We start from the raw sequence: 14,378 nt of genomic DNA on the forward strand, positions 1-14,378 counted from the left end.
GGCTTGATAGGCAAAGTTCTCAGTCCGGTTTTGATATTCCATTTCCACCTGGCCCACCGAATTTTCCAGTGCCAATAACGCCAACCAGCACAGTTGACATAGGTGAAGTAACGACTTTTTCCGCTTTCATGCAGAACGAATGGGATGTGACACAAGACCTTACTCTTTCTACAGGGGGGCGGTACTATTATGTGAAGACTGAGAATGCGGGATCTGCAGGTTATCGTAAAGAAAGTGATCAAGCGTTCGTTGGAGCTATCGGGTTTAACTATTCTGGGTTTGATAGCGTTGCTTTGAGGGCTAGCCTCGGCCAAGGCTATGTGTACCCGACTCTCATCCAAACGATGATAGGCACCAACTTTACGCCAGCAGGTATGATTTTCGCGAACCCCGATCTAGAGGCGGAAACTTCTGTGTCAGCTGAAATTGGCGGTAGGTATGATGATGGCGAGTTCATGTTTGATGCTGCTGTGTTCTATACGCAGGCAAAAGACTACATCACGTCCATAGCATGTGATAGCGTTGCGTGCCCTGCCGGCTCGCTAATATACGACAACATCAATGAAGCGCGGACGTGGGGCCTTGAACTTTCAACATCATACAAATTTGCTGAACTGAATCTAACTCCATATGCCAACTTAACTTTGATGCAGCGCCAATTTGAGCAAGCAGCTCTAACTACGTTTCATACTAATACGCCACTTGTTTCCGGGTCTGTTGGAGTGAAGAAAGGTTGGATCTTCGAAAACGGAATTGAAGCTCATGCAGATCTGTATGCCCGTTTTGCTAGTGAACATACAGATCTTGATCGTAACAATGATGTTGTCAAAGAAGCTGGTTATGCGACTCTCAATCTTGCTGGCGGCTTGTCATATGACTTCGATGATCTACGTAGACTGAAAGTCAATGCAGCTGTCGAGAATATTCTGGATCTAGAATATAAACCGTCAATCGAAGAACTCACTGCACCGGGCCGGGCGTTTAAAATTTCTGCGAGTGTCGTCTTCTAGTTCTCAGAGGCCTGCCGTAATTGCGATGGGGCTGTTTTTAAAGGATATCATCACATGAAAACCGTGCTTCTCATGTTTTTGCTGAGTTCAGCGGGGCCGAATGGTGAGATGGGTGCTTCCTACGTTGAAAAAGATAGTGTTGAGGAATGTCAGCAAGGCATTGTTGCGTTGAAGGAAATTTTGGCGGAGCCGCGCTTTAAGATCCATTATGCTGGTTGCCATCAAAGCTCGGCTCAGATCTCTGAGTTTGAACATCCGGGTGCTGATGATGAAGGCGATAAGCCGGAGCGTTTCGTTTATCTCAACAGGATTGAAGAAGGTCAGTTGCTTGTTTCTGTGGCTGACAGCCTTGCCAGTTGTGAGGCGAGTATAAACAAAAGCGAGAGTTGGTGCGCTGTGAGCACGCAGAAGTTGTTGCAGCAATAGCTAGACCTATGCTTTGCTCCTCCCATGGGAATTCTAATGTTGCTTTGGGGGGAGTGCGAATGACATCTCGAAAAAAGACTGTCTGGATTATTGGGGCAACTTCAGGGATTGGTGAAGAGCTCTGCAAGCTTTATGCATATGATGGCTGGCAGGTTGTTGCGAGTGGCCGCCGGGTTGATCGACTTGAAGCACTGAAAGAAACATACACATCAGTGACGAGTTTACCGCTTGATGTAACGGATAATGAGCAGATAGCTCAAGCCGCCCACGATTTTGATGAAAATGCCAGCCTGCCTGATTTGACGCTTTATTGCGCCGGTGTTTTTCACATTGGTGGACTTTCTACATTGACCGAGGAAGTCTGCGTTAGTGCGATGGATACGAACTATTTTGGTGCTGTGCGGACCATACATAACTTGTTCCCATTGCTGAAAGAGCGCGGCTCCGGGCACGTTGCCATCATTTCCTCGCTTAGTGGCTATGGAGGGCTGCCTTATGCTGCAAGTTATGGCCCTACAAAAGCTGCGCTCATCAATCTTTGTGAGGCGTTGAAACCGAGTTTTGATCGGGCGAACCTCTCTCTTTCAGTCATCAATCCCGGGTTTGTGAAGACCGCGATGACTGAAAATAGCAAGTTGCCTATGCCCTTTATCGTGAGTGCAGAAGGGGCTGCCAAACGGATCAAGAAAGGCCTTGACCGTAAGAGCTTTGAGATTGCGTTTCCTTTCCCGCTTGTTACGGCTTTGAAACTGCTACGGTTTGTCCCTTATTGGGCATATTTCCGATTGGTTGGCCTTACAGCCGGGAAGCGCAGTTCTTCATAAAGATTAAATTAGGAAGGTTGGAGGTGGGACGATCTCTGACCTTCCTCAGTTTCTGTTGTATGTGTCATTGCTTGTTGCAGCTCGGGTAGAAATGCCCAGATCTCACGATTGAGTTTCACAAGCTTCTCGATTGCATTTCCCATTTGGGTGATGCGCGCGTCGTCGACTGCCTTGATTTCCCCGAGCTGGATCTGTCCATTCTTGCGTTGAATGCGCATGGAATGGGTGTGGGTGATTTCGCCTTGCTGGTTCTGTTTGAAAGTTGCGTGGCTAAATTCATTTCTTAGCCGGGTACTTTCGTTGAAGATGCGAAGAATGCGGCGCAGCTTCTTTTTGAGGGCAACATCTTTTAGCTTTGCGTCTGCCAGGCGTTCTATCAGTTCCAGCCTTGCCCTCGTTGTGTTGAGAGTGCCGAAGACAAGAGTTGCGGTGAGTTCGTCGGTCTGCATGAGATGCTGCAGGATGTAGATGAACGTGCTCTCATTGTTGGACCAGCTGTAATTGATGTTCCCAATCAAAGCGAACAGGAGGTTTCGCCGCCCAGCCTTGTCGGGGGCAATTCTGTCTAGTTCGTCAAAGTCAGGTGAATGAGAGGTTTGATCGTGCATAAAGCGCGCCTGTCTGAGAATACTCGTTTTCCAGCCTATAATTACGTTTCTAACGCTAGGGTAGCAAAGCTAAAGCGTTATTTATAGAGCATGATGGACAGGTTTTGCTTGGCGACTCTTTGACTGGATGTCTGGGGAGTGTTGGTGAAGTAAATGAGTCTTAGTCTCGATGATTCCTGAGATTTAAAGGAGCATAAGCCACAGTGACTGAAGATATTCCTGAATTACCTGTGAAGAAATTTATGCGATCAGGAATGTGAGTTACTGGGCGGATTGTGTCTTTAAATTAGAGTATGGCGTTCTTTTATTAGTCGGCAAAGTTTGGTTATAAACCTATAACTTTTACACTCAAACAGTGTTTTAGCTACCTTGAGAATTCACTGCATATTACATAGGTCACCGAAAACCTATTTCTTGATCAGGTTGCTATGTGATTTAGATGACACTGTCATTATTGAGACCAATAAACACTTCCCTGTTAGGAGTACTTAGTTGTTTTTTAGTAATATTTAAAACACTAATTTGCGAATACTAACGTTAACTCACTATTAATATCCTAGATTGTCATGGTAATTATTATCTAGTTCAATTGAATGTATTGTTGATTATTACCAGATATTACTCTTGGTTTGTCTGTTTTTTAGGCCGTGGTATAGCTTCCGCCGCTTCCAAGAGGAATATTCTTTCTTCTTTACTGGAGGTTTTGTTTGGAGGAATGGAGTCTATTCGTTTTAGCAAGAGCATTTAGTTAGTAATTTAGCCAGAATTCCAGAACCAGCGCATATTTTATCGGTTACTTCGTTTTCTGAAGCCGACGTGTTGTTTAGCGTACAGATTTTACATTTGTGCGAGCTGGAATCTTGCGTCCAAATTCGGGGTTATCCGAGTTTACAAGCCATTTGCTTGTTCTGATCTTGGATCAAAAAGCTAAATCGAAAAGACATCCTTCAAATCATGGAATGAAACATTTTTTCAATCCTCAGGAGAACCTGTGGCAACCAGCTGACGCAAATGATCGGCTTCTTGCAGGGCAGTTCTTCGAATATTTGGAGACGATATGTCTGGTTACAATCCATTTACTGATGGCACTGATACGCGTATCCGCGCAGAGCAGGATAACACGCTCGGTGATAAGGATGTCGTTGAGCACAATGGTGATAGTAGCGCTGAAGTGCTTAATGACGGTTCGTTAGACCAAGAGGTCTTAGTGAACCGTGATGATCTGATTGATACAATCGCACAGGCTGGCGATGGCATTCAGGATATTAACGCTGCACTACAGATTGGCGACGACCTGACCATTGATGCGAGCTCTTCCGCTTCAGCTAATGGCCAGGGTGTTGCGCTTGCCTTTGATCAGGGTATCGCGACCGGTGCGAACCTGCAGAGCAACGATGTCTCCGGCAGTGTAACTGGCGGAAACTTTGATGCGTCGACCGTTGGTGGTGACAGCTCTGGTGTCAATGCGCATCAAGCAGGGGCGGCAGCAGCAGATAACGACACGGATACACTGGTTCGTGCAAACCAATCCAACTACGCGAATGACCTTGATACACTCAATAATGTTACCGTCACGAATGATGGTGATGCTGAGCAACGTGTAAAAGTTAAAGGTGGTGATGCTGATTCTGGTAATGGCATCATTGGTGCTGGACCAACTGATATTGCTGGCTCAAATGTTGGCGTTGGTGATGATGAAAGCATCACTGGTTCTACTGCTGCACAAGCAGATGCATCTGGTCTTGCACGTAGCTTCAACCAGACACTGCAAACTGGTAGCAATGAGCAGGGCAACAATATTGATCTATCGATCACAGGTTCAGATGTAGATATTTCTGGTGCTGGTGGATCTGGTGCTCAAGCTGTTGTCGGTGGGACTGACTACACTTCTGGTAACTCAGATACCAACACTCGTGGGCGTGTCACTCAGTCAAATGAACTGAATGATGGCGTTGGTGGTGGTTTTGGTGGTGGCAACATTGACGGTGCTATTGCAAATCCTGAAGTTGCCAATCTTGATGACTCTTTGCAGGTTGTTAAAGCCAAAGCAGGTAATGCATCTAGTGATGATGGCATCAATTCAATTGACCATATCGGATCTGCTGCATCTGTTGGTGGTGACGGAAGCGTAAGCGGTAGTGCTGTCGCATCTGCTTCAGCAAGTGCTGTTGGCGTTGGTTTCCAACAAGACATTTCTGCAGGCAGCAATGCCCAGGGTAACTCTGCAAGTCTTGACATTACAGGTACTGGTGTTGGCCAGGCAACCTCTGGTGAAGATGACGCGACTGCTGGTATTCAGGTCAGTGCCGATTGGAATTCATCTATTAATGAATCTGAAACAGGCACAAATGCTCGCTTTAACCAGTCTAACGAAGCTTACGATGCCGATGCAGTTCTAGAGCCAAGCCTTCATAATGACGGGCATTCCACTCAGAAGATTGAAGCCTACGGTGACGATGCGACCGCTGGTGACGGTATTGACATGAAGGGTGGCCGTCTAGGTGCGGAACACGTAGTCGATGATGGTTCCATCACTGGTTCGACGCTTGCCAAGTCTGACGCTTTGGGTGTTGCCGCAAGCTTTGAACAGAAAGTCAGCACTGGTGGCAACTCACAAAGTAATGCCTCTGAGTTAGGTGTAACTGGAGCAAATCAGGTTACTGCTTCTGCTGGTGAGGACGGTGCCACTGCGTCTCTAAATGCTGACAACCCATCAGTTTACGGCGATCACAGAACTGGGACACGCACTGAAAGTAATCAGTCTAACGCGCTTGGCGATAAAGATGAGATTGATGATGCGAATGTTTGGAATGAGCATGACAGTACTCAAACTGTTGATGTAACTGGCGGCATCTCTAATGCTGGTAACGGTATCTCGTTTGATTCTGGTACTTCTGCTGCAGTGCATAGTAACTTTGACATGAGTGGATCTGCTGCGGCTTCTGCAAATGCTCAAGGTGTCGCACAGTCCTTTACGCAATCATTGACCACAGGCGGAAACGCCCAAGGTAACTCTGCTGAAGTCTCTGTGACTGGTGCAGAAATGACGGCCTCGATTGCTGGTGAAGACAATGCTGGTGCTGCTGCAGGCCCTGTTTCGCTTTTGGCTGGCAGAGGTGACACCAACACAAATACCCGATCCTTTCAGTCTCAAGAAAATGAGATGTACGAAGGTGACACTTTGTTCAGCCCTGATGTCATCAACACTGGTGGGGCAGATGCGGTGCAAACCGTCACAGTTGATGCTGGCAGTGCGACCGCAGGTAACGGTATTGAAGCTCTTGGTGGTAATCTCGGTCCTGATACCGTTGGTGATGATAGCTCCATCACTGGCAGTGCTTCTGCAAGTGCGAATGGTGTAGGCGCTGCGATCAACTTTGGGCAAACGCTCAAAACTGGTGGCAATGCTCAATCAAACTCCGTCGATGTTGATATTACTGGTGGTAACAAAGCTGTTGCAGCAGCTGGTGAGAGCGGAGCTACTGCTGGGTCTGAGCCAATTACATCTGTCGATCATGACACCACAACAACCTCGTGGAGTGATCAGAGCAATCAGCTTGGTGATGTTGATGAAATCGAGCATGCGGACGTCACTAACTGGGGCCATAGCACTCAGAGTGTTGATGTAGACGGTGGAACTGCTTCCTCTGGAGCTGGTATTGTTCAGACTGGTAGCAGCTCAACCAACATTGATGGAAATGAGAGCATCTCAGGCTCCAGTTCAGCATCTGCTGATGCAACAGGTGTTGCTCAGTCCTTCACTCAGACGCAGTTGACAGGTGGTAATGCTCAAAGCAACTCTGCATCTGTTTCTGTCACAGGCGCAGATGTGAATGTTGCTTCTGCTGGTCAGGACGACGCGGAAGTAAACGGTACTTGGGTTGGAACTACGAACACCGATAGTTTTTCAGGTGGCCTACAAGGTAACACCGCTTACGATGGCGATACCATCTGGGATAGCGATGTTCGTAACTTCCATGATTCCACTCAAGATGTGACTGCTACTGGTGGAACTGCAACTGCTGGTGATGGCATTGCATCCAGTGGGGATGGTCAAATTGGTGCTCAAGGTGCTCCTGGTGTTGCGGAAGACAGCAGCATAAGTGGCCTTTCCAACGCTGGTGCTGATGCTACGGCTTCTGCAGCATCGTTTGAGCAGGTTCTTAGTTCAGGTAGCAATGGACAGAGCAATTCTTACGATGCAAGCATTGTAGGTGCGAACTCTGGCGTTGCTGCATCTGGTGAAGACAATGCAACACTTGGTCAGTTTGGTCAGGCAGCAGCTGCCGGTCAGTCTGATACCGACACAGCAGCTGGTGCGTGGCAGGAAAACACGCTTGGTGACAAGGATACCATTTCTGATGCTGATGTCGTAAATCGCGATATGGTTGATCAGGATGTCTCTGCTTCAGGCGGAACAGCCACAAGTGGTGCTGGCATCAGTGTTGCTGACTGGGATGGAGATGTGGGAGCTGCGAGTGTTGGAGATGACTCTTCCATCACTGGTGTTACGCAAGCAACTGCGGATGCGTCTGCTTCTGCGTCTTCCATGAACCAGAAACTGTTTTCTGGTGGTAATGCTCAGAGTAATGATCTTGATCTGAGCGTAACTGGTGGAAGCAGTAATGTTCAGTCTGCCGGCGAAGACTCCAACGTAGCATTTGCATCTGTAACTGGTACTGGTCCAGCTAACAACGGCGGTGTAGATTCAACCGACTCCCTCCTTGGCGGGTATCAGAGCAATACCATTTATGATGGTGACAGTATTTCTGATGCGGATGTTGTTAACTACTCTAATGTTGAGCAGGATGTTACCGCAACAGGTGGTACTGCGAGTGCTGGTGTTGGTTCCGGTGGCATTGATGGCACAGATGTGAAGGGTGCGTTGAACGTTGGTGACAATGCATCTCTCACAGGTAAAGCCTTGTCGTCTGCTGATGCTGTTGCGGAAGCCTCAGCATTCAACCAGGTAATATCTACCGGTGGCAATGCGCAGGTAAACTCTGCAGATGTCGAGATTGTTGGAGACAACAAGAATGTCATCTCCGTTGGTGATGACAGTGAGGGTGGTGCTTCGAACTCAATTCGATCTGGCACCGTTGCTGGCAATGCTGACAGCCTTGCCTTGTTCTCACAAAACAACACTGCTGGTGACAACGATCACATTGATGAAGCCGATGTCGAAAACTTCGATGAGTTAACTCAGACTGTTACGGCAATTGGTGGTGACGCTGACTCTGGTGACGGTATTACTGATCCAGTGAGTTCGTTCGTTGCTAATGGTTCTGTTGGTGATGACTACACCGTGACTGCGGAAGCTGTTGCTTCTGCGGATGCTACGGCGAAGACATCTGCCTTTAACCAGAGCCTGTCCTCAGGTGGTAACAAGCAGGTCAACTCGACTGAGCTGGATGTTACAGGTCAGAACGATACGCTTCTCTTCACAGGAGAAGATGATGGTCTGGGTTCATTGGACATCACACCTTCTGGTAGCCCAGATGTTGGTGGTGGCTTCTTTGGTAATCTGGATGCGAATGGCACTGACACCATCTTCGGTGCTGAGCAGGCAAATGCATTGTATGATCAAGATACGATCACCAATGTTGAAGTCCATAACCATGGAACGCTTGATCAGAGTATCGTTGCTGATGGTGGTCAGGCGATGTCTGCGGATGGCATCCACGATGCTGAAAGTCTCTTCGACTTCGGTACTGGTGACGATTACAGCGTGACGGCTTCTACGGCTGCGACTGCTGATGCTCTGGGTGTGGCTAATGCCTTTAACCAGACAATTGTCATGGGTGCGAATGTTCAAGCCAATGCTGTTGATGTCAACGTCGTGGGCGGTTCCTCAACCGTGAACGTGGTTGGCGAAGACGACCTTGCATAATCCAAACTAAACAAGACCTGCGCGGATCACTCCGCGCAGGTTATTTTATATATCCATATGAAATTGTTAGGATATTTTATGCTGTCGCAGGCTATAAATGAATTGAGCTGGCACTTTATCGGCTACATGAAGATTTTTGATAGTATCGCTACAGCTGAACAGAGCTTTGACGAAGCACTGTTTGCCCAAGACACTATTGTGATTACTCCGGTGGAAGTGGTTTATTCTCGCGGAGGTATCACAGACCTTCCCTATGAAAAGTTCTACAGTCTTCCTTCGCTTTTGCCAGAAATTAGCGCGCTGTCACAAGCCCGTCTCCCATATTCGGTTGAGACGCTCGTAAATGCTTCTAAGTTTGTTCCACCTTCTGAAGTTTTACTGTTTGAAGACGGTACGGGCCCAGAGCTGCCGCAAGGTGGAGATAGCGGTCAATCACTGGACTACACGTATACTATCACCTTCACTTATCGCGATATTTATGCGCCGGACATTGAAATAAACCTCGCTCAGGAAAACGCCCTGACGGATGATGATTTGCTTTTGTCCAAGAGTGAGTTTGGGGATGATATTCCTGAGTGGAACTCAGATGAAGTGCTGGATCAACTGCTTGATGTTGCGAGTGACATTGAGCTGGATACGCTTGACCAGATTTTTGATGATGGTGATGCGCAAAGTGCGGCTGATGCCATTGGCGAAATGCTGGTTCATAGAGCGGAGAATGATGCACCAAATCCTTCTTTTACAAGTGGTGAGAATATTGGTGAACTGCCTGAGGACGAGCAGGCAGAAGACGACACCTCTGAAGATGAACAGAGCGATAGCAGCTATGTAACGACCGGTGACAATGAAGCGGTCAATGTTGCCTCGATTGTAGACCTGAGTGAGTTGAAATGTTCGACTGTCGTGATGGGGGACTACTACGCCACAAACTCGATCATTCAGAGCAACTTATATTATGGTCCTACAGATCAGCCAACGGACACTGTCGTCGGTCAGGGGCTTGATGAAACGATTGTCTTCAATGATGCCAATGTGACTTCTGAAGGTGAGTACATTATTTCCTCCGCAGTTACCTACAACAATCCCGATTACACCATGAGTGTTGATGTTGTTAGCGGCAATTTTTATGACCTGAACATTGTTAATCAGAAAAACTTTCTTTCCGACGACGACTGCGTTTCATACCAGTTGAACAACAGTGGTTATTATGTTCAGACCGGTGATAACACCCAGGTCAACGCGGCGCAGTTGATTGATAACATTCAGAATTACGATGTGATTGTTGTTCTTGGAAACTACTATGACGTCAACTACATCAGTCAGAAAAATATCCTCCTGGATGCCGATTATATTGATGCGACTGGTGCAGCTATCAGTGGGACCGGACGGCACAATGTGCTGACCAATGAAGGTACGATTAAGAATATTGGAGGCGGATCGCTGATGAAGCCGATGACCTCTGAGGTGAACGGTTTGGTGGACGCTATTGATGGTCGAGCAGGGGACTACGAGTATACCGCCTCTTCTGCCACAGGTGGTTTGCCGATCCTGCCGAGCACTGACCTGAAAGTCCTCTACATCACTGGTGATTATTACCAAATCAATGCGATTGAGCAGATCAATGTTCTCTCGGATGCGGACTATGTGAAGATCCATAAAGAACAAGAGGATGATGGTGTTCTCACGCAGTTTATTAATGGTGAGGTCGTTGAAGATGACCAAGAGGGTTATCTGGACACGTCAAGTAACAAGACGAGCAACAAAGCAACCATCATTGATTATGATAGTCAGTCGGGTTTTCAATATTTGGATGGCGAATACTCAGAGGAAGACATTGTTATAAAAGTCAATATCGTTGTCTCTGAAGAAGATGATCTCGAAACAGCATTGAATGGAAATACAGATCTGGTTTCGGAAGTTGTTGCATTTACTGGCAATGACGGTGGTAGCGAAACCGGAACGTCGCCCGCGTTTGTTCCTTATGCGGGTGAGAGTGACATGGTCTCCGATATACTTGTTTGATTTTAATAGGTTTTTATAGAGAGAATATATGTTTAAAGCTCGAGCGACAAAGAACAATAGCCGGCAACGTGGGAGGCAAGCGAGCAAAACATTGCAGGTGGATGGTGTTCAACAAGAGCCTGCACGTGGAGAAAAGCTTGCCAGCCAAAAGGGTAATTTCGCCTCCAGGAAGAATGGAGGACCCTATGAAGATATTGATTTTCGCAAGTTGATGCAGAATGGATTGGCACGTGCCAAGGTAAACCTGCTTTATGTTGGTTTCTTTTCGTTTTGCGCCAGTCTTCTGATCCTGTCTGTTCCAATTTACTTATTTCAGATTTCCGACCGTGTTCTGACGAGCCGGAGTGTTGATACTTTGGTGATGCTGACAGCCATTGTTATCGGGCTTGTGCTTGCACATGTGCTGTTGGATATGTTCCGGCGCTTCATGCTCATGCGGGTTGCTGTTGATGTTGAAACACGCCTTGGTGGGCCTGTTTTGAGTGCAGCGGCGCGAGCGTCTCACAACGGCAGTAGTCAGGAATTTCAGGCTCTTTCCGACCTCCAGCAATTGAGAAGCTTCCTGACTGGTTCAGTTCTTCTAACCATCATGGATGCACCGGTTGCTCCTATATACCTGCTCGTCGTTTATCTGGTTCATCCTCATTTGGGGATGATTGTGACAACGACCATTCTGTTGCTTCTTGTGCTTGCACGGATCAACCAGAAGCTGACGGCTGTGCCATTTGGAAAGGCCAATGCGTTTTCCTCGCGTGCCAATCTGCAAGCTGAGGCAATGGCGAGAAACGCCCAGGTCATGAATGCGATGGGGATGATCCCGGAAGGGGTGATTATCTGGGGTAAGGAGACAGCAGAGTCTTTGAAAGCGCAAATAATGGGACAAGACAGAAATGTCCTGATTTCTGCGATCTCAAAATTCATCCGCCTGTCGACACAGATCACGATGCTGGGATGGGGGGCATGGCTTGCGCTTTCCAATGAAATAACCGGAGGGATGATTATTGCAGCCTCTATTATTGGTGGCCGTGCGTTGGCTCCGGTTGAAGGTATTATTGATGGTTGGAAGAGCTATGTGGGAGCGAAGAGTGCGTATGGCCGTATTCAGAAATTGCTCCATACTTCGCCCCTGAATGTACATCGGTTGCGCCTGCCGAATCCTGCGGGGCGGTTGAGTGTTGAGCGTTTGTTGTTTGTTCCACCGCCCAACAAACGCGTGATCCTAAATGGTATTTCGTTCCAGCTTTCTCCCGGTGAATCGTTGGCGGTGGTTGGTGCTTCGGGATCGGGTAAGAGCACGCTTGGGAAGATGTTGGTTGGTTCCCTTATTCCAACGGCGGGTAATGTCCGTCTTGATATGATGGACCTGCGGAACTGGGATAGCCGGCAGCTGGGCGAAAACATTGGGTATTTGCCTCAGGATGTACAGCTTTTCCCGGGGACAATTAAAGAGAATATCGCTCGCATGAACCGTGAAGCCAAAGATGAAGATGTCTTCAAAGCGGCGCAAATGTCGGACATCCATGAGATGGTTTCGCAGTTTTCTCAGGGCTATGAGACGCAGGTTGCTATGGATGGTGCACCGCTTTCTGGCGGGCAACGTCAACGTATTGGATTGGCGCGTGCGTTTTACAATAATCCTCGTTTGTTGGTGCTTGATGAGCCCAATTCTAATTTAGATACAATCGGGGAGCAGGCGCTTGCTCAGGCTCTTGAACGTGCAAAGCAAGATGGCATGACTGTTATTGCCATCACGCAACGGCCTGCTTTGCTGCGTTGTGTCGATAAAATCATGATGCTTAAGGATGGGACGGTTGCTGCCTTTGGCAGTCGTGATGAAGTGATGCCATTGATAACTGGTAAGCGACCCGGCATTCCACAACATCAAAATGCGTCGGGGCATAATCTGCCAGCAGCACAACCAGCTGAATAGTTTAAGCTTTTCTTATTTGGTGATTTTTATGTCTACTAGAGCTCTTATACTTGATGGAAGCTGGTATGAGGATGTGCCTCGCACAACTCGCGCGCCCATACTGGCTAGTTTTATCATTATTGCTTTCACATTTGCCGGATTTGGGTACTGGGCTTCCAGTGCACCGATGGCAGGGGCTGTCGTCGCCTCAGGCTCCTTTGTTGCCACTGGGCAAAACAAGATTGTTCAGCACTTTGAAGGTGGGATCATCAAGGAAATCCTTGTGAAAGAGGGGGATGTGGTGGCTGCTGGTGCAGTGCTGGTGAAACTTGATGAGACAGCAGCTAAAGCTAACCTTGAGCGCTTGTTGATCCGGCAAGCACGCCTTCAAGCTATTCAAGCGCGTTTGACGCAAGAGGCCAAAGGCCAGAAGTCATTGGTGCTGCCGAAGGAACTCTTAAGCACTGCCCAGGATGCTAAGATCAAGAGTATCATTTTGAACCAGTTGCTGACCTTCAAAGCTCGAACCCGAAAACTTCAGAGTGAAATTGATATTTTTACTCAAGGTATTAATGCACTAAAGGAGAGGATCCAGGGTGGCCAATCGCAGCTAGTTGCTGTGAAGGAGCAGATGGATCTTTTTCAGGAAGAGTTGGATTCCAAACAGAAGATCCTTGGAAAAGGCCTCATTCGGAAATCTGACGTACTTCGCATTCAACGCTCACTGGCCAATCTAAAAGGTGAGGAAGGTCGTATCCTTGCTGAGATTGGAGATGCGACTGAGCGTATTGCCAGAGCAAAGGCGCAAATTGTAAGGGCGGAGAATGAAGCCTCGCAAACCGCCGTTGGGGAGCTTCAGGTCGTTAATGCTGATCTGGATGATGTGAGTGAGCAAATACGTGCTGCGCAAGATGTTCTGCAGCGCGTTGAGATCGTAGCGCCAGTTCGCGGGATTGTTGTTCGGATGCGTTATCACACTGCAGGTGGTGTGGTTGAGAGTGGTAAGGATCTAATGGAAATCCTACCTCTGCAGGATGAGCTCATTATTGAAGCGTCGATCCAAACCACCGAGATTGACAACGTGAAAGAAGGGCAGAAGGCAATGGTTCGCCTGACGGCTTTGAACCAGCGGATTACACCGATGTTGGATGCAAGGGTCGTATACGTATCAGCTGATGCATTGCGAAGTGAGGATCCGATGAGCGTATCTGCTGACGTTTATAAGGCGCGTGTGAAGCTGGATCGTGAGAAAATTCCGACATACCTCAACTTCAAAGCAACGCCGGGCATGCCAGCGGAGGTGTACATCACAACGAGAGACCGTACCTTCTTCGATTACCTTATGGAGCCTGTTCGTGACAGCATGTCGAGAGCTTTCAGGGAGCCTTGATTTTGGTCGAGCTTAATAGCTTGTTGCGTTAAGCTGATTCAACCATATGAGCTTTCTGTAGCGCGATGTTTTTTGCTATCAGGTCCAATGCTCAGCAACCTCTACTAAGAATGATTCAAAGGAGAATGGTGGGCTATACCTGCTTTTTTTATGAGACTCACTTTTGTTACTGCACTCTTATTTGTTTAATTGTGCAGGCGCACTAAAGCGTTTCGATCAAAGTTTGAATCTATGAGATTCCCCAAAACTTCGATTTGTGATTCACTCTGTTCGGGAGGATCACAGCATGCCAGCACCAC

Annotated in this window: 8 protein-coding genes; 7 read left to right on the forward strand and 1 reads right to left on the reverse strand. The window is 47.7% G+C overall.

Annotation, left to right across the window (positions count from 1 at the left end; all coding sequences use genetic code 11):
• The 3 genes from PPL9_RS32995 to PPL9_RS03105 form a co-directional block, all read left to right on the forward strand.
• Positions 1-1,010 (forward strand): TonB-dependent receptor (locus PPL9_RS32995; protein WP_208989132.1); only part of this gene is annotated, 1,010 nt, incomplete at its 5' end.
• 54 nt (positions 1,011-1,064) lie between these two features.
• Complete coding sequence (locus PPL9_RS03100; RefSeq protein ID WP_057461274.1) at positions 1,065-1,436, forward strand: hypothetical protein; 372 nt, start codon at positions 1,065-1,067, stop codon at positions 1,434-1,436.
• Between the two features lie 59 nt (positions 1,437-1,495).
• Positions 1,496-2,260, forward strand: coding sequence for an SDR family NAD(P)-dependent oxidoreductase (locus PPL9_RS03105; RefSeq protein ID WP_057461275.1), 765 nt, complete (start codon positions 1,496-1,498; stop codon positions 2,258-2,260).
• Between the two features lie 8 nt (positions 2,261-2,268).
• On the opposite strand, the gene PPL9_RS03110 is transcribed toward PPL9_RS03105, so the two are convergent.
• Positions 2,269-2,868 (reverse strand): hypothetical protein, encoded by a 600-nt coding sequence (locus PPL9_RS03110; RefSeq protein ID WP_057461276.1) that lies wholly within the window; start codon positions 2,866-2,868, stop codon positions 2,269-2,271.
• Positions 2,869-3,925: 1,057 nt separating this feature from the next.
• On the opposite strand from PPL9_RS03110, the gene PPL9_RS03115 reads away from it, so the two are divergent.
• The 4 genes from PPL9_RS03115 (at position 3,926) to PPL9_RS03130 (ending at position 14,079) form a co-directional block, all read left to right on the forward strand.
• Complete coding sequence (locus PPL9_RS03115) at positions 3,926-8,758, forward strand: hypothetical protein (RefSeq protein ID WP_057461277.1); 4,833 nt, start codon at positions 3,926-3,928, stop codon at positions 8,756-8,758.
• A 78-nt stretch (positions 8,759-8,836) separates the two neighbouring features.
• Positions 8,837-10,780 carry a hypothetical protein gene (locus PPL9_RS03120; RefSeq protein WP_057461278.1) on the forward strand — a complete coding sequence of 648 codons (1,944 nt, stop codon included), beginning with the start codon at positions 8,837-8,839 and terminating at the stop codon, positions 10,778-10,780.
• 91 nt (positions 10,781-10,871) lie between these two features.
• Entirely contained in the window at positions 10,872-12,710 is a 1,839-nt protein-coding gene (locus tag PPL9_RS03125; RefSeq protein ID WP_057461287.1) for a type I secretion system permease/ATPase, read from the forward strand.
• 28 nt (positions 12,711-12,738) lie between these two features.
• The gene (locus tag PPL9_RS03130) at positions 12,739-14,079 is read left to right on the forward strand and encodes an HlyD family type I secretion periplasmic adaptor subunit (protein WP_208982020.1); all 1,341 of its coding nucleotides are present in this window, start codon (positions 12,739-12,741) and stop codon (positions 14,077-14,079) included.
• The last annotated feature ends 299 nt before the right edge of the window (positions 14,080-14,378 follow it).

Source organism: Pseudovibrio sp. POLY-S9, assembly GCF_001431305.1.
GTDB lineage: Bacteria > Pseudomonadota > Alphaproteobacteria > Rhizobiales > Stappiaceae > Pseudovibrio.